Source organism: Oceanobacter sp. 5_MG-2023, assembly GCF_030548165.1.
In the GTDB taxonomy this organism is placed as follows: Bacteria; Pseudomonadota; Gammaproteobacteria; order Pseudomonadales; family Oceanobacteraceae; genus Oceanobacter.
In genome coordinates this window covers 13405-35230 of the sequence record NZ_JAUORS010000004.1, presented here as the reverse complement: position 1 = coordinate 35230, position 21826 = coordinate 13405, and the positions used below count along the sequence as shown (strand labels likewise).

Genomic DNA, 21826 nt, shown 5'->3' with positions numbered 1-21826 from the left:
TCTTCCTTTCAAGGCGTTCGAAATATACTCAGCGGCACTTGAGACTGATATAACAAGGTACGAACCGGCATGGCGGCAATATTTTGCTGCTGGCCAGGATCACAGGCAGCCTCGAAGACAGCCTGTTTTTCCGCCCCTTCAAAGTGTAAGAATATATTCTGACACTGGCTTAACATCGCCCAGGTCAGGGTCATTCGGGGCAGTTCCAGCTCAGCATCAACGACTGGCGAGCTCCAGGCTGAACCACCTTCATCAAGGCATCGCTCCAATGCGGCTGACTGTGGAAACCAGGATGCCGTATGACCATCGGTTCCCATCCCCAGTACCGCTACATCCAGCCGCGAAATTTGCTCATGCAGGCTGTTTTCACAGTCCATAAAACCGGCAGTCGGCGTCAGGGCTGCATTTTTCAGGGGTAAAAAATACGCGGCAGCAGCCGGGCCTTGCAGTAAATGCGCCTTGACCAGGCCGGCATTGCTGGACGGATCACTTTCATCAACCCAGCGTTCATCCACCAATGTCACCAGAATCTGGGACCAGGGCAACGCCCGCTTGCCCAGTTCTTCAAAAAAGGCTTTCGGGGTGTTACCACCACTCACGGCCAGACAGGCTCTGCCTTTTTGCGCAACCCGCTCTTTCAGGCAGAGACTGACCGCATCGGCTAACTGTTTTGCCAGAATACTGGCGGAGTCAAATCGATTGTCGCTCATACATGCACTCCTAGCTGTTTTCGATCCACAAGCGTCCATCCCTGGCCAGCAGCAAGGTCGATGCCGCCGGTCCCCAGGTGCCCGATGTATAGGGCTCAGGGCGCAGATCCACTTCTTGCCAATGCTGAATAATAGGATCTACCCAGCGCCAGGCTTCTTGCAGTTCATCATCCCGTAAAAACAGGGTCGCGTTACCACTCAAGGCATCAAACAACAGACGTTCGTAGGCTTCGGGAACCCGGGTTTTACGGTGGTTTGCCGGATTCAGACTCAGGTTCATTGGCCGTACACTCATACCCGGCCCGACCCGTTTCTCACACAACATCAACCGGACACCTTCATCCGGCTGCAAGCGGAACACCAGTTTGTTTGCCATGGTGCTCTTGTGCTGTAACGGAAAAATAGAGTGCGGGATTTCCTTGAAACTGACAACAATTTCACAGGCCCGCTCCGCCAATCGTTTGCCGGAACGTAAATAAAACGGCACGCCCGCCCAACGCCAGTTATCAATTTCGACCTTGGCAGCGATAAAGGTTTCAGTATTACTTTTTTGCTGAACACCCGGCTCGGCGCGATAAGGCGGTACGGGCTGGCCATCCGCAACACCGGCGTCGTACTGACCACGCACGACATTACGATTGATGGCCTCTCCAACAATTGGCCGGAGAGCCTTGAGCACTTTGACTTTTTCATCACGAACCGCGTCGGTTTCCAGTTTTGACGGCGGTTCCATCGCCACAATACACAGCAGCTGCAGCAAATGATTCTGGAACATGTCGCGCATGGCTCCGACTTGCTCGTAGAACTCGGCCCGTTTTTCCACCCCGATTGTCTCTGCGATCGTGATTTCAATATGATCGATATACTGATGGTTCCACTGGGATTCAAACAGTGAGTTGGCGAACCGCAAAACCAGCAGATTTTGTACGGTTTCTTTGCCCAGATAGTGATCAATCCGATAAATATGTGATTCATCGACGTATTCGGCCACTGCACGATTGATTGCCAGCGCCGATTCAAGATCGTGCCCGATCGGTTTTTCAAGCACCACATTGGTGCACGACTCAAGCAAGTTGTTTTGCTGCAGTCCTTTACAGATCGGGGTGAACAAGGCCGATCCGGTGGCCAGATAAAATACCCGGTTAGCGCTGCCCTGAACCAGTACGTCATTCAGCACCTGATAGGACGACGGATCGGTTGCATCCAGGCTGACACACAGCAGCTTGCTGGCAAATTCATGCCAAACGGCTTCTTCGAGGTATTCCTTGGCGACATGTGTTGTCACCGCCTTACGGACCTGCTCAACGTAATCATCGTGAGTAATATCCCGGCGACTTACCGAGATGATTTTACCTTCAGGCAAGCGACCATCCCGTTGCAACAGGTAGAGTGCTGGCAACAGCTTGCGTTGGGCCAGATCGCCCATGCCCCCAAAAAGTACCAATTCAAACGGTGCGCTGATCTGCATATATCCTCCAAGCTCTGTCTGTCCAATGAAAACCAGAATCACAGCCGCTTCAGCTGATAATCAGAAAAAGCAGCGGCTGCACCAAACATATAAGCAGAGTGCCACAAGTTGATTGCAATGCGGCAACCAAGCATGAAATACCTGCCGGAAATGACCACTTCGGTCGATTCACTATCAAGACTTATTCGTTGCCAATCGTGCCGATATATTCACAACGCCTGCAATCAGGCATGGCATCTGCATCCCGCCTCTCCACTGCAAACCGTGACACATCAGATCAATGCCAAGGTTATCCCGACAGACATATCGTTTACAATTGGTTACCTTTGGGACATGATCAGTGGAACATCTGTGATATGTCGCACAAATGACATATACCCGCTCTAGTGTTCACGGAAATTTTTGTTTAATTGCTAATAAGAAGGATCGAATATGGTTCGCAAGTGTTTATTCCCAGTCGCCGGCTACGGTACCCGCTTTCTTCCGGCTACCAAAGCCATGCCTAAGGAAATGCTGCCTATTGTTAACAAACCCCTGGTGCAGTACGGCGCAGAAGAAGCAAGCGAAGCTGGTATGCATTTCATGGGATTTATCACTGGTCGTGGCAAGCGGGCAATCGCTGATCACTTTGATATCAGCTATGAACTCGAGCATGAAATCCAGGGCACCAGCAAAGAAGCCCTGATTTCATCAATTCGCAATCTGATGAATGAAAATGATTTTGCTTATACCCGCCAGAATGAAATGAAAGGTCTGGGTCACGCCATCCTGACCGGTCAATACCTGATGGGTAACGAAGCCTTTGGTGTTGTACTGGCAGACGACCTCTGTATCGCCGACGAAGGTGATGAAGGCGTGTTGGCTCAAATGGTCAAGATTCATGAAAAATATGGCTGCTCTGTTGTCGCAGTCCAGGAAGTGCCAGAAGAAACCATTCACAAATATGGCGTCATTGCCGGTGAAGAAATCGAGCCTGGTGTTTACCGCGTCAGCAACATGGTTGAAAAACCAGCCAAGGAAGAAGCACCAAGCAACCTGGCAATCATTGGCCGCTATATTCTTACTCCAGACATCTTCCCTAAAATTGAAGAGACTGGCAGTGGTATCAATGGCGAAATCCAGATCACCGACGCCCTGTTGAAACAGGCCCAGGAAGGCAAGGTTATCGCCTATAAATTCCGTGGCCGCCGCTTTGACTGTGGCAGCATCGATGGTTTTGTTGAAGCAACCAACTACGTCTATCAGAATGTATTCCTGAAAGACTAAGACCGACCCGTTGTCCTGGCGAGCTTCGGCTCCGCCGGGAACAACTGAAAACGCACGAGCCAGTCATGCCTTGATAGCTCAGCGAAACTAATTTCAAAAATAGCATTGACAGCAACATAACCCATCCGTATTATACGTCTCGCTGTTGAGAAGTTCCCCGATAGCTCAGTTGGTAGAGCAGTAGACTGTTAATCTATTGGTCGCTGGTTCAAGTCCAGCTCGGGGAGCCAATTAACACTTCGGGGTATAGCGCAGTCTGGTAGCGCGCCTGGTTTGGGACCAGGATGTCGGGAGTTCGAATCTCTCTACCCCGACCAACTTTTTCAGGGTTCTCCTGGTTGGTCAAATACAGCTCATATCTGCATTATGCAATCCTTTACACTTTAAAGTGCCAGATACAACAAATGAGCCTTCTTATCTTCATACTTTTCTATTAGCCTACAACGCCACATTCCAATAATTTTAATGCGATAGCGCGGTGGCAAAACATGACTCGTCTGGCCCGATCTGTACAATATCCCGTCCCTTGCCACGAGTGTGGTGCCAATACCGCTCATACCCTCCACAGCCTGATCAACAGTCAGCAGCTGACTTGCCGACACTGTGGCCACCAGTTCACCAGTGATGAATTACTCAAACGCAGGGCCAAACAGACGCTGTCCGATCTGAAAGGCTATATCTCTCTGCCGGAACCAGAACCAGTCGAAGAAATAATACTGGAAGACAACCAACTCTCCTGATACCAAAAAACAGGCATAAAAAAAGCCGCCAGAAGCGACTTTTTTGACTGGCTGCCTGCTGATTACTCAGCAACAATTTCCAGTAATTCAACTTCAAATACCAGTGCAGAGTTGGCTGGTATTTTAGGGCTTGGGCTACGTGCGCCGTAAGCCAATTCAGCAGGAATGAAGAACTTGAATTTTTCACCCACTTTCATCAACTGTACGCCTTCAGTCCAACCCGGAATAACATTACCCAGCGGGAATTGAACAGGCTCGCCACGCTCAACAGAGCTGTCGAACACAGTACCGTCAATCAAAGTACCGTGATAATGAACACTGACGGTATCCGCTGCAGTCGGTTGTGCTGCATCACCATCAACAGCAGTCATCACTTCATACTGCAAGCCGCTGTCGGTGACAGTTACACCCTCTTTGGCAGCGTTCTCAGCCAGGAATTCTTCTCCTGCCTTGGCAACCGCATCACCCAGAGCTTCTTGTTTGCGCATTTGCTCTTCACGGATTTTTTCAAAAGCACCCTGAATCACTTCATCAGGAATACGCTGATCCGCTTCTGACAGCGCATCCTTGATACCTGCTGCAATGGCCTCGGCGTTCATTTCAACATCTTCCTGAGACAACTGGCGACCAATATTCAGACCCACGCCATAACTTGCCTGGTCAATGTGGTTTTCCAATTTCACAACTTCCTCCTGACCACATGCGGCCAACAACAGAGTACCCGCCAATACGACAGGTACTGATTTAATAAAACTCATGCTTGTCTCTCACGTTTATTGAAATGAATGCTGGACTGGCAACCATACAATCGAAAAGTTTCAATTATTGCATAATCGAACCACTGTAAAGATACCCAGCCGCGCTGATTACAAGAACTGCCAGACGTCGTTTCTGATATTGCAGAGGCCACATGAACCTACCGACATTCATCGATCACACGCCGCCGCCAGAACAAGACTGACGATATCGCCAGACAAACCAGAATAGCCAAACACTTGCTCATAAAAAACGAGTATTTATTACGGTTGCGAAGCCTCCCACAGCCAAGGAAGCCTGTCCAGCCTGAAAACCCCTACTCTTGCTCAAATTGCACCAGACCGGGCCATCACCAATGAACACCCACTCCAGGCTAAACCGTTGAAATAAATCGCAAATAAATATTTGACAGAAAATATTACACTGGCATAATACGCGCCACTTGATCGAGACAGCGCCTCCATCTGTTGGATCGCATCAAGAGTGCAGTGGCTATGTAGCTCAGTTGGTTAGAGCACAGCATTCATAATGCTGGGGTCGATGGTTCAAGTCCGTCCATAGCTACCACTAATTCCAAAGGCCTGTCAGCTTAATACTGACAGGCCTTTTTTATGCCTCCAGCTCTCTCCCGGCCTACAAGCCTTCGCCTGTGCCTGACTCGCTGGCCCCCTGATGCAAGGCATCATAATCCTTATGGCTATCCGTCTGTTGCACCTCACCATGGATAATTGGCTGGTTTCTCACACACATCAGTCCACCGCTAAACACTCTGCAGGTTCCCCGGTACACATCGCCATGGCTGTTGGTATAAGCACATTGAGCGCTTTTTTCCAACGCCTGACAGGCTTCCCAGGGCAGTTCATCCCCATGCCCTTCGTGCGCAGCCACAGGTAAAACAGAGAGCACCAGTATCAGCCCGGCCAGGTAACATACGTTAGAATGCCATCTGTTCATCGGCCAGGCCTCTCATCCATTTCGTTATCATCATCGGCGCTGGCTGTCTCTCCGGTAAAGCAGCCTATAAAGGCATTTTCACCCGGCCCGGCAGAATGGTAATGGTAACCTCGCACGTCATCGGTATGGCCACGGCACTCATCGAGATCAGTGGCTTCGTTGCCCTCTTCATCCAGCATACTGTAGATCACAAAGCCGTCCATGGCATAGGCAAAGGCACCGCCATGGCCATCACTTTCAAAAGCAATCGCCGGGCAGTCGCCATCGCCATGATTGGCGCCGTGATAGTGATAGCCCGCAACCGGATTCACATGACCCACGCAGTCGTCGAATGCGGCAATGGTGTACGCACTGAGAATAACTTCAGCAGGTGCAGCAGCGGCCAGATTAACGCCATTAAACGCCACACCAACGTTTTCACCGTCGATATCGCCTGCGCTATCCCGAACGACCGGCGTGGTAGGGATCAGATATGTGCTATAAATACCTTCACCTTCAACATCACTGTAATAATCCAGATCACACTGGACGCAGTAGTTATGGTATTCCTCAGCAACATCCACAACGGCTGCTGCCTCGCACGAAGTCTGCGTATCGGTTATATTGACTTCACCACTCTCTTCGTCATATAGCAGCCAGTTATTGTCATTATAAAATTCATCCAGATTGGCAATAAATTCACCGGTCAAATCATACAGCACGCCATCGTCAAACCATTTCCCGGCATCTTCTGCTGTTGCTGTGATCACTTCCGGACAAAATGGCCCTATTTCACTACGATCTGCCGGAAAACCTTTTACCGTTATCTGATAACAGGTACTGCTCTCGTTGTTGGACAGAGTACATTCAACCACTTCGATCGAGTCCAGAGAGGCCAGATCAAAATAAGAAGTGTCAACGTCGGCAACATCATCATCTTCGATATCAACAGAGCTGTCAGAATCGTCGGTGGTATCAACGACCTCACTGTCGTCACTGCTACCACAGCCCGCCAGGGCCAACGTGCCGGAAAACAACAGCGGGATAACATATTCGGTTTTCATGGATTCCCTCTTTCGAAATAATGCGCTGAAATGCCAGTCTCAAGAAAGTGCATCCTATGTCATCCCTGTAATAACCACACTTGAATATACAGACTCCTGACACTTCAAGGTAAAGCTGAACACACCATCAGAAAAGTAGACAATGCCAGTAATCCGCACAAGAAACCTGAATCAGAACACCGGGAAAATCATCGAATTACAGAAAACAAAAAAATAACATGATCGATCTTTATATCATCGACATCAGATACTAATGCGTCATATTCAAACCGACGATTGCACCATAAAGCAGGTTAACGCTATTGATCAACCAACGAATAGTCCGCTACCTATGATGACCAGGCATTGGTTGTGGCATTAAAAAAGATACCGGCCGATATCAGCCGGATATAAAAGCGGCAAACAGAGCCGCTTTTATGCAGCTCTGTTGAGGGAATCAAGGGTTCAGTCGCTGGATTTTCCAGCCCCCCTGTTGCAGCACGTACTCCACCCGATCGTGCAAACGATGCTCGCCACCTTGCCAGAATTCCATGCGTGAAGGCTGTAACCGATAACCACCCCAGTAATCTGGTAACGGAATTTCCTTGTCCTGGTATTCCACACTTAACTGGGCAAAGCGGGTTTCCAGTTCGGAGCGGCTGGCCAACGGTTGGCTCTGTTGCGATGCCCAGGCACCCAACTGGCTTTCACGTGGACGGGAGTGGAAATAGGCTTGTGCTTCTTCCCGACTCATTGGCACGACCTCTCCCTGCACCTGCACCTGACGTTCCACCGTCATCCAGAAAAAATGCAGGCTGGCTCGTGGGTTATGGGAAAACTGGCGGCCCTTGTTACTTTCATAATTGGTGAAAAAAACAAAGCCGTCATCATCGTAAGACTTGAGCAACAGGATGCGTTGCCAGGGCTGACCTTGCGCATCCACACTGGCGACCGTCATCACCGTCGGCTCTTCCGGCACGGTGGTACGGTAGTGCTCAAACCAGGCGTGAAATTGCGTCACCGGGTGCTCAGCCACTTTGGACTCGTCGAGTCGTCCTTGCGTGTATTCCTTGCGAATGTCACTGAGATCAACCATATTCTATTTACTCCGATAATGATTCAAACCGGCACTTTTAACGTGACCGTTACTATTTGTCAGATGTACCGTCAGCAGCAGTGTGTCACCCTGGCAACCACTCTGCATTGACGTGTCGCCATCAAAGCCAGCTCTGGACAAATCTGCTACCATTCTTGCCCGGTTTTGCCGGTCAGCTGAGAATACGTACTGACCTCTCACTTCGACTCACACCCAGCCAACCCAAAGAGCACCATCATGTCAGACCAGAACTACCCGACTGCATCCCTGATACGCCGCCTGGCAGCCCTGTCCTATGATGGCCTGGTATTGCTGGCGCTCTATATTGTGACTGGTTTTGTGCTGGTAGGTATTGCGACCGCTGCCAACGATGGACAACCGCCCGGGGCTTTTCCTGCCTCGGTCAACCTGTCGGTAATGTTCTGTATCAGTTTCTTTTATTTCAGCTCATCCTGGCGCCGTGGTGGCCAGAGTATTGGCATGAAAGCCTGGCGCCTCAAACTGATTACTGAAGATGCCAAGCCCGTCAAGTTGTCCCACTGCATGTTACGCACAGGCATTGGGTTTTTCTCGCTGGCGGTGTTCGGACTGGGATTTTTCTGGTCACTGCTCGATACCCGCGGCCGCAGCTGGCATGACATGGCCTCGCTGACCCGTATTGTGTTTATCCCGAAAACAGGGAAATAAGCGGAACAACAGCACCGGTTTATCCGGTGCGACGCAGCAGCAGCAGCCCCACTCCCATGCAGCCGGCGATTGGCACCACACTGGCCCACACAGGTTCAAACCCGAACACAATACTGGCAGGTGCCAATAATTCTTCCGCGTATTTGTACATCAACCCAACCAGAATGCCGGAAAAAATCCGATAACCGGGTGTGACCGCTCGCAGCGGCCCGAAGATAAAGGAAATCCCCAGTACCACCAGTGCCAGAGTCCCCAGCGGCTGAGTGACCTTGCGCCAGAATGACAACAGATAGTTATCAGCATTCAGGCCCTGCTTTTCCAGATAACGGGTATAGCTGAACAGATTGGATATCGACATATCCCGAGGCTCGATCATTACCACACTGAGGCTTTGTGGCGTCAGCTCAGTTTGCCAGTCCATGCTGTCCAGTTGTAATTGACGGGTTTCGGTAGCGCTGATGGTCATATCGACCACGGTTTGCATTTGCCAGCTGGAACGCTGATAAATCGCCCGCTCGGCGGAACGGATACGCTGCAGGTTACTGTCATCGTCAAAATCAAACAGGGTAATGCCATGTAACACGCCATTGGGTTCAACCGCCGTAAAGCGCATAAAAGTATTGCCTTCCCGGTGCCAATAGCCCTTGCCCTTGTTTGAGAGCAAATCGCCCTTTCCTTGCGCCACCGCCTTTTGTGATTGCGCAATCCGCTCCAGCACCGGAATCGCATATTCAGCCAGCGCCATATTCAGCACCATCAGCAGCATCATCGGCTTGATGACCGCCAGGGCAATACGCCCCACAGATACACCGGCTGCCCGCATCACCGTCAGCTCACTGTTGGCCGCCATGCCACCAAGACCAGCGAGGCAACCAATCAGACAGGCCATCGGCATATATTCATACAGGCGCCGCGGCAAGCGAATACCCATAAATTGCAGTGCATCAGCAAACTGGTATTCACCTTTCAGCTGATCCAGTTCATCCACCAGCGTAAAAATAGCGTCCAGACCCACAATGACCAGAGCCACAATCAGGGTTGCAATCAGCACATTGTGGGCAACATAACGATCGATACGATTCATAATGACCTCACCCGCCAGCGGCGCATCCATTCAGGCACCAGCAGTAACCCCAGAGCGATCATCAGATACACCAGATGCAAACTCCACAACCCAATGTTTGGGTTCAGCTGGCCTTTTTCCAGCATGCCCTTCATGGCAATCAACAAGGAGATGTACACCATAAACAGCACAATGGCCGGAAACAGCCGGGCAAACCGGCCCTGGCGAGGATTCACCCGCGACAAAGGCACCGCCAGCAAGGTCATGATAGGCACCATCAGAACCATCGAGATACGCCACTGCAGCTGGGCCTGGTGTTTGGGGTCGTCGGAACCAAACAGTGCCAGGGTTGGCACCGCTTCTTTACGTAACTGGCGCCGTTCTTCCAGCTCTTCCGCAATCTTGACGCCATACAGTTCAAAATCCAGCGCCTCGAACGCCAGACTGCCTGGTGTCCAGTCGTAACGTTTGCCATCGTGTAATTCCAGATAACGGGAGCCGGTTTCGTCACTGACATACTGGGTACCTTTTTGTGCCAGCAGCAGGCTGTTGCCATCGGTAATAAATACCCGGTTCATCTCGGTTTTATCATCCGACAACGACTCCGCATACGTCACCCGACTGCCACCTTTCATACTCTGGAAGCGACCAGGGGCCAGTAACTCAAACTCCGTCAGCTGCGCCTGTTTTTCATACAGGCTTTCCATCTTTTCAGCACCGCTTGGGCTGAGATACAGGCTGAAACTGCCCACCACCAGCATCAAGACAAACGCCGGTGCCGCGGTGTACGCCAATAACCGGTTGCTTGAAAAGCCGGTTGCCGTTAGCACCGTCATTTCACTTTCAGCGTACAGACGACCGTAAGTCAGTAAAATTGAGATAAACAGTGCCAGCGGTAAAATCATTTCGAGAAACGATGGCAGGCGTAATAACAGTGTGAAAAACACAATATCCAGCGAGACTTCACCGGCTGCAGCGGCCGCCAGCTGACGAATCAGCCGACCACTCATCAGAATCATCAATAACACGATGGTCACTGCAAACAACGAACCAGCCAGTTCCCTGGCCAGATAACGAAATATGATCAAAAGACTAGACCTTGATTGAACCGCGGCAAAGCCGCGCACCATACCCAGAGACAGGGTGCTCTGCAACGACAGCAAAATGTATTGTTATCCGCGCCGCACTTGTATTTCAGGAATATGACGTCACATTATAGAGTGACTAACCATTCAGAACGACACGCTGCGAATCAACCCGGCCATCGTTCGCCACTCAATGTTTCCGCCAGGAGCTGACATGATTTATCAGGTATCCCAACAAACTGCCACCGAGACCCAGGCGAGCTGTATTGTGGTCACTCTCGACCAGTCAGGCAAGCTGTCTGACACAGCCTTGCAACTTGACGAAGCCAGCCAGGGCTTTATCAGCCAGCGTTTTGAACAGGGCGATATCTCCGGCAAACTGGCAGAAACACTGCTGCTACCTGCAGTTTCCGGCATTACGGCCAGCCGCGTATTATTGGTTGGTACTGGTAAAGAAACACTGAAACCCGCCAGTGCCCAAAAAGTTCTGGCAGCCATTGCCAATACCACGAACCGCATCGGCGGCGATATTGCTCTGGCACTGACGTCACTGACAACCGACGTACTGACCGAAGCCTGGCTGGCGGAACAGACCGCAATCGCCTATGCCGCCGCGCAATACCGTTTCACCGCCACCAAAAGCAGCAGCGACGCCGAAGCAAAATCACCCGACACCCTGATTTGGCTTGGTGACGATGTTTCAGCAGCCTTCAGTAAAGGGGCAGCCATTGGCACGGGGATCAGCTTTGCCAAAGAGCTGGCCAATATGCCACCGAATATCTGCACACCAACCTGGCTGGCTGAAAATGCCGTCACCCTGACCCAGGACCAGGCGCTCGAAACCACCATTCTGGATGAAGACCAACTGGCAGAAATGGGCGCCGGTGCATTTGTCTCGGTTTCCAAAGGCTCCACCGAGCCGGGCAAAATCATCGTTATGCAATACCGGGGGGCCGACGACCCAACCGCAGCACCGCACATGATTCTGGGCAAGGGCATTACCTTTGATACCGGTGGCATCAGCCTGAAACCTGGCCAGAAAATGGACGAGATGAAATACGATATGTGCGGCGCAGCCTCTGTGCTTGGCACCATGAAAGCCATTCTGACCCTCAAACCCAAGATCAACGTACTGGCTATCGTGACCAGCGCAGAAAACATGCCTGCCGGTAACGCCAGCAAGCCCGGCGATGTCGTCACCAGCCTGTCCGGTAAAACCATCGAAATTCTCAACACCGACGCCGAAGGACGGCTGGTGCTGTGTGATGCCCTGACCTACGGTATCGACAATTATCAGCCCGCTTCCATCGTTGATATCGCCACCCTCACCGGTGCTTGTATGGCCGCTCTGGGCGAGGTCAACTCCGGCCTGTTCACCACAGATGAAGCCATGGCCGAGCAGCTGCAAGCCGCGGCACAGTACAGCAACGACAAGGTCTGGCGTTTGCCGCTGGAAGAAGAATATCAGGACCTGATCGACTCCAACTTTGCCGACATCGCCAACATTGGTGGCCCGCTCGCTGGCGCAACCACCGCTGCCTGTTTCCTGTCACGCTTTACGGAAGGCACCCCTTGGGCGCATCTGGATATTGCTGGCACCGCCTGGGTTGGTGGTAAAGCCAAGGGCGCTACCGGTCGCCCGGTCAGCCTGCTGGTAAACTACTTGCTGAATAAATAAATATTCAGTTCCGGGAGTGCACCTCACGGTGGGCACTCCCGGCCTGCCCAGATACCCCTCTATATATCGCCAGCAAAACTATTCTGCATGTCCCGACGCCGGACTATTATCCAGCACAAAATCCACAAAGGCCTGATTGGCTTTTGACAGATAACCATCCTTACGCCAGGCCAGACACAGATCGAGCACAATGGGCGGATCAAACGACAGCGTCACCAACTCCGGATCATCTTCCGTGGCCATCCGTAACAACGTCGAAATACCAAACCCCTGTTTGACGATAGAGCGAATCAGTGGCAACAGGTTGGTTTCAAAATTAATCCGCGGCTGAATAGCCGACTCTTCGGCCAGGCGGTCAATCACCTTGCGGTGAAAGTAACCTTTACGAAACAGCACCAGATCTTCTTGCAGGAATTCCGCCGGAGTGATTGCGGTGCGACTGGCAAACGGATGATCCTTGGCCACCACAACGCGCATTTCTTCATGCATCAAGGTACGGGCTTCGATGCTGTCGGGGATTTCTTCCGCTTCGATCACCGCCAGATCCAGCTCCCCTTTTTCCAGCATTTGCTGCAACTGCCAGGCACCACCTTCGTAAACAGAAAACGTCAGGTTCGGATAACGATGCCGGAACGCCATGATAATCGGAGGAAAATGATAAGAACCCAGCATGCTCGGCGTACCTAACTGTACCGCTCCCTGTTCCAGTCCTCGCAGTTCTGCCATTTCCAGGTCGGCATCAGACATCATCTGTACGATACGCTGGGCCTGGGCGAACAAACACTCACCTTCATCGGTTAACGATATCTGGCGCTCGTGGCGGTGAAACAGGGTCAGCTGTAATTGCTGCTCCAGACGTTTGATTGCCATACTGACAGCAGGTTGAGCCACCTGCAGCCGGTCCGCAGCCCGGGTGAAGCTCTGCTGCCGTGCCACTTCATAAAAATAACTCAGCGCCTTATAGTCCATGGACCCTTCTCCTTTCTGCTTCTACTCTGATTCAAAGTCATCATTTTTCCGTTGTTATAAATCGTCACCGGCTCAACTCATAACTATTTTTGATTTAATTCATATAAAACATATATTTTTATGATGCGATACAACCTTTTATAGTGGTTTTGCTGTTCTGCTTCTTCTTATAGCGAGACCCCTCATGATCAAAAATGGTACCGCCGCCTGGTGGCGAATCACCATCGCCTTGTGCCTTGGCTCCTTTATGGTGTTTTCCAACCTGTATGTGACCCAGCCATTGCTGCCAATGCTGGCGACAGAATTTGCCGTTACACCGCTGCAAGCAAGTTACACCCTGACGCTGTCGACGCTGACACTGGGATTGTCGTTATTGATCTATGGGCCACTATCCGATGTGATCGGCCGCAAAGGGCTGATTATTGGCAGTATGTGCGGTGTCGCCGCCACCACACTGGTGATCAGCCAGGTCACGACCTTTGAGCAGTTACTCTGGTTACGTGGCTTGCAAGGGCTGTTTCTGGGCGGTTTGCCGGCCATTGCCGTGGCCTACATGGCCGATGAATTTGAGGCTGATGCCTTGATGTCTGCCATTGGCTTATATATCGCGGCCAACTCGTTGGGGGGCATTGGTGGTCGCCTGATGGGTGGTTTTGCCGGTGAACACCTGGGCTGGGGTAACGCCTTTCTGCTTGTGGGCCTGGTTGGCTTGTGTACCTGGATGCTGGTTGCCTGGTTATTACCTCCACCGCGCCGGTTTACCCCCCGGCCGTTCAACTTGCCATCCATGGGACGGGATATCGTGTCGCATCTGCGTAATCCGCTGCTGCTGCCCGCCTTTCTGTTTGGAGGCCTGAACTTCTTTGTTTTTATCAACCAGTACAGTTTTATTACCTTTGTGCTGGAAGACGATCCCTACCAGCTGTCACCGCAGTTTCTGGGTATGTTGTTCCTGACTTACCTGAGTGGTACCTGGGGTTCGATGCTGTCTGGCAAGTTCAGCCGCCGCTACGGCCAGCCTAACTGCATGATGGTCGGCAGTGGCCTGCTGATGGTCGGCAGCCTGATTACCCTGTATCCATCGCTGCCGACGATTATTTTCGGGTTTCTGGTGAATGCCTTTGGTTTCTTCTTTGCCCACTCCAGCGCCAGCGCCTGGGTTGGTCGTACCGTCAAACACGCCAAGGCCAGCGCCAGCTCGCTGTATCTGGTGTGTTATTACCTCGGTGCCAGCACCGGCGGGGTGTACCTCAACCAGTTCTGGCAATGGCAATACTGGTTGGGTGTTGTCCTTGGCTCCTGGTTGATTCTGGCTGTCACTCTGTCACTGGCTGCTCGCCTGAAGTACTTGCACAACCAGCAACAAGCCCGTCAGCCAGCGGTCAATCCGGGGACTCCGCTGCAGCCGGATGGCCAGTCCGTGTCATAAGTCATTCGCTGACTCTGACAACAAGATTCGATATGATCAGAATTACTCTCCTATCGAACCCCACAGAGCGCCTATGACAATTCGAACGGCCAATCGGTCAGCCTCCGCACGTACCCGATTGACCCTCAAGCTGTTGTTATGGGTAATCGTCACCGCGAGTACAGGCTGCGCGGTATTTGCCAGCCAACAATTTGATGATGTGTTTGGCGAGTCAGCGCCCAAAACCCGCTGGGTCGATGCCGACAGCTACGAAGGCCGACACTACCACCAGCACGTCGAGCCAATACTGGAACAACGCTGTGTTCACTGTCACGCCTGTTATGACGCGCCGTGCCAGCTGAAATTGACCTCCCCTCTGGGTATTGACCGAGGTCTTCACCCAGAGCCGGTTTACGATGGCACACGCCTGTTGGCAACGGCCCCAAAACGCTTGTATCTGGATGCTCAAAGCACCGCAGAATGGCGCGAGAAAGGCTTCCAGCCGGTATTGAATGAACGGCGTAATACCAGCGACGCCAATCTTCATGCCAGTGTACTGTTCCGCGCCCTTGCCTTGCGCCAGGCGCAGCCAGCTCCCGATCAGGCTGTATTACCCGACAGTTACGACTTCAAGCTGTCACGGGATCAACAGTGTCCAACCGCCGAGCAATACTCTGATTTTGCCAGCCAGTACCCAGACTGGGGCATGCCCTACGGTTTACCCGCCTTGTCCGACAGTGAGTACAAAACCCTGGCCGAGTGGATTCAACGGGGTGGCCTGCTACCGCGGCCAACCCCCTTGAATGGCAATCTGCAACACCAGCTGCAGCAGTGGGAACAACGCTTCAATGCCCATGGTGACCCGGATAGCGACGACTACAAGCGGCAATCACTGATCAACCGCTATATTTATGAACATATTTATCTTTACAGCCTGTATCTGGGTGATGACAGCAGTACCCGTTTTCATCTGGTGCGCTCCCGGACCGCCCCGGGCGAACCTGTGGATATTATCGCCACCCGCCGACCTTATGATGACCCTGGCGTCGCCACCCCCTATTACCGCCTGGTGGTTGACCAGGAATCCAAAGTCGCCAAAACCCATATCCCTTTCCGCCTGAATGAGGCTCGCTGGGACACTTGGCATAAGCTGTTTTACCAACCCTCTTACACCGTCGAGTCCTTACCCGGATATGATGAAAAACAAGCGTCCAATCCCTTTATCACTTTTCAGGATATTCCGACGGATAGCCGCTATCGCTTTTTACTGGAACACTCGCTGGAAACCATCATGGCCTTTATCAAGGGGCCGGTTTGCCATGGTCAGGTGGCAGTGAACGTTATTAACGAGCAGTTCTGGGTGTTCTTCGTCACCCCCGACCGCCACTACGACAGCGATGCTTCCGATTTTCTCAAGAGCCAGGCGCATCATCTCGATTTACCCGCCAAGAACAGCAGCAACAGCTTGCCTATCAGTTCCTGGATTTCCTTTTCCGACCAGCAAAAAGAATACCTCAGTGCCAAGTCCCGGTTTATGCGCCAGGAAATGCAAGACAACAATATATTGCTGGATACACAACTGGTATGGGATGGCGACCAACAGGCTGGCATCAATAACCCCAATGCAGCCCTGACAGTAATGCGCCACTTTGATAACGCCACCGTGGTACAGGGACTGCTGGGCCAGCCGCCCAAGACCGCCTGGTTGATTGATTACCCATTACTGGAACGTATCCATTATCTATTGGTTGCCGGATTTGATGTGTACGGCAATGTTGGGCATCAGCTGGTCACCCGGCTGTATATGGATTTTTTGCGGATGGAAGGGGAAATGAACTTTCTGCTGCTATTGCCACAGCAAGAGCGTGAGACAGTACGTCGCCACTGGTATCGCGATACCAGCACCACGATCAAGGATTATATCTTCAGTGACCTGATCCGCTTCGATGCCGACAGCACCATCGACTATCAGACCAACCAGCCCAAAACCGAGCTGTACCGTTTACTGGCCGACAGACTGTCACCGGTCTTGAACCAGAGCTATCACCTGTCATCCGGGCCACTGTCGGATTCAGCCATCACCACCCTGAACGGCCTGGAAAAATTGCAAGGCAAAGGCTTGCACCTGTTACCGGAACTCAGTCTGGTATTGATCACCCGCCAACAGCAGCCAGTGGAACTGATCAGCCTGGTGCATAACCGTGCCCATGCCAATATTTCCAGTTTACTGGCGGAAGAAAGCGCTTTACGGCCTGCAGAAGACACCCTGACCCTGGCCCGTGGTGCCGTGGGCGACTACCCCAACGTCTTGTTCAGCGTCGAAGAATCAGCCTTGCCTGAACTGGTGAAACAGATCGCTGACATGCAGGCAGCGGATGATTACAGTGCCCTGCTCGACCGCTTTGGAGTACGTCGCAGTAACCCGACATTCTGGGCGGTCAGCGATGCCATTGGCCAGCTGTATCAGCAGCAATGGCCGATCCGGGCCGGTATCCTGGATTATAATCGACTGGAAAATCGCTGAGCCATGCGGTGGTTTCCCGTTCTGCCAGACCCGACAGCCGCCGGGTCAGGCGTTCTTTCGCAATCCCGATGACACCCACAAACGCAGCACCACCCGTAACGCCCGTCGCCAGAGTGGCATCACCGACGGCCCTGACGCTTTCCAGCGCTGCAATTCTGCCACCACCCGTTGTGGGCTGCTGAAGCGGCCAGTACTGGCACTCACATAGCCGGGATAGCGTATCAGGGTAGCCGCCACCAACTCATCGAGGGAGCGTTGACGCCCCCGTCGTGGACATACCAACATATCCCGGGTCAGCCCCCAGCCCGCATAAAACGGCATGCCATGACAGATAACTTCCTTACCACGCAGCAACGCCTCAAACCCCAGCAATGATGTCATTGTATGAACCGCATCAACATGTTCCAGCATCTGAGAGGAATCGCCAGCCAGCACCAATTCATCACACCAGGCCTGATATTCACTCACGGGACGATCACTGCTGCGTAATCCGGATACCACATCCGGGTGTGGTTTATACACCAGCCAGGCGTCCGGTTCCGCAGCACGTGCTGCCTGTAATAACCCCTGATTGGTCTTGATACTCCCGGCTCCCATACGGATTGAGGCATCAGACTCCACCTGGCCCGGTACCAGGACCACCCGGCGCTGCTGGCCAGAGCAGGATCGACACGCCGGTTGCCAGTCTTGCCCGGTCAGGTTGTATTTGGAAATACGGTTGGCAACAATGGTCTTTCGCAGCTGCCGGGCCTGGGCACAATCAGCGGCTGACCACTCGTCCTGGGCCAGCATCTGCTCCAGTCGCGAAGGCCTCGACGCGTCGTAGTACATGCCAACATCATCCAGCACCCAGGACAGCGGCCGAATCAGGTCAGCCCCCAACCCGGATGACCTTAAAAAGCCATCCTCGATCCGTACCACCCGCCCCGGCTGCCGCTCGGGTGTTTGCAGCACCGGTGGCAGTGGGCGTACTCCCCATAAGGCAACCGTCGCTTGCGCCGGTATCAGACTGGCATCCTTGCAAAAGGTCACGTCGGTACCGTACAAAAACGCCCGTAAAATCGGTTTTTTCCAGCGCGAGAAGCCCAACGCATACACCGGCCCCAGCTGATGACTGCGCAACCATTGCTGGCGCTGGGCCGACAGGTAATCCAGGGTGTCTTCAATACTGGTTTCGGTACCCTGCTCAGGGTCCCAGTAGCGGCTGTACTCCACCAGCGTGGCGTGTACCAGCTGCTCCAGCGTGACCCCAGGCGAGATTCCAGCCGTCCCGGTTAACGACGGGTGTGCTTCCTCTGCCGACAAGGCTTGGCAGGCAGAGCGGCGGCGTTCAGGGGCATTGAGTTCATCCCGGGTCAGACCCCAGCCAGCGTAAAATGGCATCCCGAAACACCGTACCGGCTTGCCCCACAGCAAGGCTTCAAAACCCATTTGCGAAGTCACCGTATACACCTTGTCAGCATTCGCTAACAGCCGTTCGGGATGACAGTTTTCCGCCACCAGTTGCACCCGGGCATCCTGCTGCAGTGTAGCCAGGTCAAAGTGTCCGACCCGCGCCCGCGTGAAGGCATCCGGATGTACTTTAAGCACCACCGTGGCTTCCGGGTTTTCGCTCAGGGCGGCATCCAGCATCTGTGTAAACGAGGCAGCACTGGCCAGACCAAATGAAATAGACGCATCACCGGCGACCTGATCCACCACTAGCACAAAGGAAGCTGGCAATTCACCACGGTAATCTGGGGCGGCGTTGTATTTTGATACTCCGGCCTGTTGCCAGCGCTGGATCAGCTGGCGACTACGCCGTTGCTGGGTATCCGTCAGCGGTTGGGGGATCAGCTGTTCCAGTCGTGACGGGCCAGTCGCGTCGTAATAAATACCCAGATTATCCTGTACCAGCGACAAGGCTGGATCTTCTCGGCCTAACGAGCGTACAAAGCCATCTTCAAGCAACCACCAGGGGCGCTGCTGACGCTCACCTTGCTGTTGTGCCTTGCGGCCAGAGCGTTTACGTCCCCAGCCCAATACCTCAGTCTGAGCCGCCCCGGTGCTGCCCGACACTTGCCAGAATGCCCGTACAATCGGGTTCGCCAGCAGTGCCCGAGAGCTGGAAGCAGCACGAGGCCTGGAAGCCGCAGTGGCGGAGGCAGAAGAACAAGCAGCAGAATCAACAGCAGGACGATGCGCCATGGGTATCCTTGCAATGGCAAACAATAACAACAATGGGTGATGGTAACGCGTAAAAACCACGGCACGTCACAGCAACGATCACTAAAAACAACCATCGTAATCAAACGGCCGTATCAAAGGCTGTTGCGTATGGCCACCGTATAAAAAAGGACGCCATTGGCGTCCTTTTGTGGTGTTCCAAGCCTGGGGACAGCCACATTTATATCTGTTTTAACGGCAGCTTGGCACCCAGATATTTTTCCAGGTCTGGCAAGGCAAAAGCATCGTCTTCAGACACCAGACTGATGGAAATACCTTTGGCTCCGGCACGGCCTGTACGGCCGATACGGTGAACGTAGTCTTCCGAGTCTTCTGGCAAGGTGTAGTTAAACACATGGGAAACGCCGTCAACGTGAATTCCCCGGCCAGCCACATCGGTCGCAACCAGAATAGCCAGCTGGCCTTCCCGGAAACGCTCCAGTGTTTTCAAACGTTTTTGCTGGTTGACTTCACCGGACAACAAACCCGCCTTGAAACCACGTTTAAGCAGCTTTTCACACAGGTTACGGGTGTGATCACGACGGTTGGCAAAGATGATACAGCGTTCCGGGTTTTCTTCTTTCAGAAAACGTTCCAGCAAACCGAACTTGTCGCTTTCCGCCACCAGATAAAAACTCTGGTCAACCCGATCGGTCGCCACTTGTTCCGGTTCAATTTCGACTTGCAGCGGATCACGAGTCCACTGGTCAATCAGGATGCGGACATCAAAATTGAATGTGGCAGAAAACAGCAGCGTCTGGCGATGATCTTTGGTCGGGGTTGCCCGCACAATACGACGGACATCCGGGATAAAGCCCATATCCAGCATACGATCGGCTTCGTCCAGCACCAGTACTTCGACCTGATCCAGAAACACGTCCTGGCTACGCATAAAGTCAATCAGACGACCGGGGGTTGCTACCAGAATATCCACCACGTCATCACGTAACTGGCGACGTTGCAGTTCGTAATCCATCCCCCCCATCACGGTGACAACATTCAGGCCACTGTGCTTTGCCAGCCCTTCTGCATCCTTGCCGATCTGCATCGCCAGTTCACGGGTTGGAGCGACAATCAGAGCCCGCGGTTCACTGGCGTAACGTTCTTCCGGAATAATGGTCAGCAAGCGGTTCAGAATCGTCAGCAAAAAAGCCGCCGATTTACCGGTACCGGTTTGTGCCTGGCCAATGGTATCGCGGCCACGTAATGACGCCGGCAGACTCTCGGCCTGAATCGGAGTGCAGTATTCAAAACCCAGATCGTAAATGGCATGCATGACTGAGTCGGGTAAATCCAGATCATGGAACCGGGTTTTGCCTTCCATTGGCTCAACCTTGAAGCTCGCAGGATCCCAGGGTGCAACGGTCGCTTTAGGTGTATGACCTTGTTTGGTTTTGCTGGTGGCGTGTTTTTTATTACTCTGACTGTCGCTACGGCTTCCGTGAGGTTGGTCGGCCCGCTGGTGTTTGTCGTGGGCCGGAGCAGCCTTGGAGTTGTTGGTAGAAGGTTTGACTGCCCGTGATGGCGCTGTTGCAGCCGTATGGGAAGAGGTGCCGGTGTCGGCTTGCTTTTTGCCAGCCACCGCCTTGATGATTTTCTTGAACAAAAGTGTCTCCAGTCAGAGTCGTTCCAGCACAAAAAGGTCGGCTGAAAATATTTCGTGGCGCTGATAATAGTCCAGTAGCGCGTTTTTTAATACTTCCGCACGTTCTGGCAAGCCGTGGTGATAGTAATGGCAGGCTTGCTGCCATACCGCCAGGGCAAATGCCTTACGCCCGGCGGCCACTTCAACCGGGTCTCCATCGAGGTTATCCGTGCTGATATAAAAACGCCGCCCACACGCTTCCGACAATAACCATTCGACCGCCTGGGGCTTGATTTCTACCTGCTCAAATTCACGCTGCTGCGCGGCACTGCGGCCATCGGGTTCGTACCAATAACCAAAATCAACCAGGCGGCGACGCTGAGCGCCCGCAATACACCAATGACTGATTTCATGCAGGGCAGAAGCATAAAAACCATGGGCAAACATAATTCTGTCGTAAGCGTATTCACTATCAGATGGCAAGTAGACAGGCTCGCTATCGCCAGCAATCAGACGGGTGTTTTGGGCAGAGAAGAACAAGTCATCAAACAGCTGGATCAAGTCCGCTGTTTTCAGCGTGTCAGAAGAACCGGTGGGCATAACCAACATC

The 21826-nt window shown here is 52.7% G+C and carries 18 protein-coding genes and 3 tRNA genes; 9 read left to right on the top strand and 12 right to left on the bottom strand.

What is annotated here, in order from left to right; genetic code table 11:
* Window positions 1-8: 8 nt before the first annotated feature.
* Together pgl and zwf are read right to left on the bottom strand one after the other, a co-directional pair.
* Complete coding sequence (gene pgl / locus Q4551_RS04095; RefSeq protein WP_303431941.1) at window positions 9-710, bottom strand: 6-phosphogluconolactonase; 702 nt, start codon at window positions 708-710, stop codon at window positions 9-11.
* A gap of 10 nt (window positions 711-720) precedes the next feature.
* A complete protein-coding gene (gene zwf / locus Q4551_RS04090) occupies window positions 721-2178 on the bottom strand; it encodes a glucose-6-phosphate dehydrogenase (protein WP_303431940.1) in 1458 nt (485 codons plus the stop codon).
* 432 nt (window positions 2179-2610) lie between these two features.
* Here zwf and galU point away from each other — a divergent pair, with 432 nt between their 5' ends.
* The 4 genes from galU to Q4551_RS04070 all read left to right on the top strand — a co-directional run bounded on the left by galU (window position 2611) and on the right by Q4551_RS04070 (window position 4184).
* Window positions 2611-3444 carry a UTP--glucose-1-phosphate uridylyltransferase GalU gene (gene galU, locus Q4551_RS04085; RefSeq protein WP_303431939.1) on the top strand — a complete coding sequence of 278 codons (834 nt, stop codon included), beginning with the start codon at window positions 2611-2613 and terminating at the stop codon, window positions 3442-3444.
* A gap of 154 nt (window positions 3445-3598) precedes the next feature.
* Window positions 3599-3674: transfer RNA gene (locus Q4551_RS04080), tRNA-Asn, on the top strand.
* 10 nt (window positions 3675-3684) lie between these two features.
* Window positions 3685-3761 (top strand) — tRNA-Pro (locus Q4551_RS04075).
* A gap of 171 nt (window positions 3762-3932) precedes the next feature.
* On the top strand, window positions 3933-4184 hold the full coding sequence (locus Q4551_RS04070; protein ID WP_303431938.1) for a hypothetical protein: 252 nt from the start codon (window positions 3933-3935) through the stop codon (window positions 4182-4184).
* 62 nt (window positions 4185-4246) lie between these two features.
* On the opposite strand, the gene Q4551_RS04065 is transcribed toward Q4551_RS04070, so the two are convergent.
* The gene (locus Q4551_RS04065; protein ID WP_303431937.1) at window positions 4247-4942 is read right to left on the bottom strand and encodes an FKBP-type peptidyl-prolyl cis-trans isomerase; all 696 of its coding nucleotides are present in this window, start codon (window positions 4940-4942) and stop codon (window positions 4247-4249) included.
* A 488-nt stretch (window positions 4943-5430) separates the two neighbouring features.
* Between Q4551_RS04065 and Q4551_RS04060 the strand changes: the two genes are divergently transcribed.
* Window positions 5431-5507: transfer RNA gene (locus Q4551_RS04060), tRNA-Met, on the top strand.
* Window positions 5508-5573: 66 nt separating this feature from the next.
* Here Q4551_RS04060 and Q4551_RS04055 read toward each other — a convergent pair.
* The 3 genes from Q4551_RS04055 to pdxH all read right to left on the bottom strand — a co-directional run bounded on the left by Q4551_RS04055 (window position 5574) and on the right by pdxH (window position 8012).
* Window positions 5574-5894, bottom strand: coding sequence for a hypothetical protein (locus Q4551_RS04055; protein ID WP_303431936.1), 321 nt, complete (start codon window positions 5892-5894; stop codon window positions 5574-5576).
* Window positions 5891-6937, bottom strand: a complete 1047-nt coding sequence (locus Q4551_RS04050; protein ID WP_303431935.1) for a YHYH protein — start codon at window positions 6935-6937, stop codon at window positions 5891-5893. Before Q4551_RS04050 ends, Q4551_RS04055 begins: the two co-directional genes overlap by 4 nt.
* A gap of 436 nt (window positions 6938-7373) precedes the next feature.
* On the bottom strand, window positions 7374-8012 hold the full coding sequence (pdxH, locus tag Q4551_RS04045; protein WP_303431934.1) for a pyridoxamine 5'-phosphate oxidase: 639 nt from the start codon (window positions 8010-8012) through the stop codon (window positions 7374-7376).
* A gap of 237 nt (window positions 8013-8249) precedes the next feature.
* On the opposite strand from pdxH, the gene Q4551_RS04040 reads away from it, so the two are divergent.
* Window positions 8250-8699, top strand: coding sequence for an RDD family protein (locus tag Q4551_RS04040; RefSeq protein WP_303431933.1), 450 nt, complete (start codon window positions 8250-8252; stop codon window positions 8697-8699).
* A 19-nt stretch (window positions 8700-8718) separates the two neighbouring features.
* On the opposite strand, the gene lptG is transcribed toward Q4551_RS04040, so the two are convergent.
* Window positions 8719-9783, bottom strand: coding sequence for an LPS export ABC transporter permease LptG (gene lptG, locus Q4551_RS04035; protein WP_303431932.1), 1065 nt, complete (start codon window positions 9781-9783; stop codon window positions 8719-8721).
* Window positions 9780-10850: an LPS export ABC transporter permease LptF gene (gene lptF, locus Q4551_RS04030; protein WP_303431931.1), complete on the bottom strand. Its 1071-nt coding sequence runs from the start codon at window positions 10848-10850 to the stop codon at window positions 9780-9782. The genes lptG and lptF overlap by 4 nt, the downstream gene beginning before the upstream one ends.
* A 211-nt stretch (window positions 10851-11061) precedes the next feature.
* Here lptF and Q4551_RS04025 point away from each other — a divergent pair, with 211 nt between their 5' ends.
* Window positions 11062-12525 (top strand): leucyl aminopeptidase, encoded by a 1464-nt coding sequence (locus Q4551_RS04025; protein ID WP_303431930.1) that lies wholly within the window; start codon window positions 11062-11064, stop codon window positions 12523-12525.
* A gap of 78 nt (window positions 12526-12603) precedes the next feature.
* Here Q4551_RS04025 and Q4551_RS04020 read toward each other — a convergent pair whose 3' ends face one another.
* A complete protein-coding gene (locus Q4551_RS04020; RefSeq protein ID WP_303431929.1) occupies window positions 12604-13494 on the bottom strand; it encodes a LysR family transcriptional regulator in 891 nt (296 codons plus the stop codon).
* Between the two features lie 184 nt (window positions 13495-13678).
* On the opposite strand from Q4551_RS04020, the gene Q4551_RS04015 reads away from it, so the two are divergent.
* Window positions 13679-14923 (top strand): MFS transporter, encoded by a 1245-nt coding sequence (locus Q4551_RS04015; protein WP_303431928.1) that lies wholly within the window; start codon window positions 13679-13681, stop codon window positions 14921-14923.
* A 73-nt stretch (window positions 14924-14996) separates the two neighbouring features.
* Window positions 14997-17426 carry a fatty acid cis/trans isomerase gene (locus Q4551_RS04010; protein WP_303431927.1) on the top strand — a complete coding sequence of 810 codons (2430 nt, stop codon included), beginning with the start codon at window positions 14997-14999 and terminating at the stop codon, window positions 17424-17426.
* A gap of 45 nt (window positions 17427-17471) precedes the next feature.
* On the opposite strand, the gene Q4551_RS04005 is transcribed toward Q4551_RS04010, so the two are convergent.
* From Q4551_RS04005 to Q4551_RS03995, 3 genes are all read right to left on the bottom strand, one after another.
* Window positions 17472-19613, bottom strand: a complete 2142-nt coding sequence (locus Q4551_RS04005; RefSeq protein ID WP_303431926.1) for a capsular polysaccharide biosynthesis protein — start codon at window positions 19611-19613, stop codon at window positions 17472-17474.
* 199 nt (window positions 19614-19812) lie between these two features.
* Window positions 19813-21237: an ATP-dependent RNA helicase RhlB gene (gene rhlB, locus Q4551_RS04000; protein ID WP_303431925.1), complete on the bottom strand. Its 1425-nt coding sequence runs from the start codon at window positions 21235-21237 to the stop codon at window positions 19813-19815.
* Window positions 21238-21249: 12 nt separating this feature from the next.
* Window positions 21250-21825: an elongation factor P hydroxylase gene (locus Q4551_RS03995; protein WP_303431924.1), complete on the bottom strand. Its 576-nt coding sequence runs from the start codon at window positions 21823-21825 to the stop codon at window positions 21250-21252.
* Window position 21826 lies beyond the last annotated feature (1 nt).

Bases quoted from the DNA above. Each gene is read 5' to 3' on its own strand.
- pgl (WP_303431941.1), bottom strand. From the start codon at position 710: ATGAGCGACAATCGATTTGACTCCGCCAGTATTCTGGCAAAACAGTTA.
- zwf (WP_303431940.1), bottom strand. From the start codon at position 2,178: ATGCAGATCAGCGCACCGTTTGAATTGGTACTTTTTGGGGGCATGGGC.
- galU (WP_303431939.1), top strand. From the start codon at position 2,611: ATGGTTCGCAAGTGTTTATTCCCAGTCGCCGGCTACGGTACCCGCTTT.
- Q4551_RS04070 (WP_303431938.1), top strand. From the start codon at position 3,933: ATGACTCGTCTGGCCCGATCTGTACAATATCCCGTCCCTTGCCACGAG.
- Q4551_RS04065 (WP_303431937.1), bottom strand. From the start codon at position 4,942: ATGAGTTTTATTAAATCAGTACCTGTCGTATTGGCGGGTACTCTGTTG.
- Q4551_RS04055 (WP_303431936.1), bottom strand. From the start codon at position 5,894: ATGAACAGATGGCATTCTAACGTATGTTACCTGGCCGGGCTGATACTG.
- Q4551_RS04050 (WP_303431935.1), bottom strand. From the start codon at position 6,937: ATGAAAACCGAATATGTTATCCCGCTGTTGTTTTCCGGCACGTTGGCC.
- pdxH (WP_303431934.1), bottom strand. From the start codon at position 8,012: ATGGTTGATCTCAGTGACATTCGCAAGGAATACACGCAAGGACGACTC.
- Q4551_RS04040 (WP_303431933.1), top strand. From the start codon at position 8,250: ATGTCAGACCAGAACTACCCGACTGCATCCCTGATACGCCGCCTGGCA.
- lptG (WP_303431932.1), bottom strand. From the start codon at position 9,783: ATGAATCGTATCGATCGTTATGTTGCCCACAATGTGCTGATTGCAACC.
- Q4551_RS04025 (WP_303431930.1), top strand. From the start codon at position 11,062: ATGATTTATCAGGTATCCCAACAAACTGCCACCGAGACCCAGGCGAGC.
- Q4551_RS04020 (WP_303431929.1), bottom strand. From the start codon at position 13,494: ATGGACTATAAGGCGCTGAGTTATTTTTATGAAGTGGCACGGCAGCAG.
- Q4551_RS04015 (WP_303431928.1), top strand. From the start codon at position 13,679: ATGATCAAAAATGGTACCGCCGCCTGGTGGCGAATCACCATCGCCTTG.
- Q4551_RS04010 (WP_303431927.1), top strand. From the start codon at position 14,997: ATGACAATTCGAACGGCCAATCGGTCAGCCTCCGCACGTACCCGATTG.
- Q4551_RS04005 (WP_303431926.1), bottom strand. From the start codon at position 19,613: ATGGCGCATCGTCCTGCTGTTGATTCTGCTGCTTGTTCTTCTGCCTCC.
- Q4551_RS03995 (WP_303431924.1), bottom strand. From the start codon at position 21,825: ATGTTGGTTATGCCCACCGGTTCTTCTGACACGCTGAAAACAGCGGAC.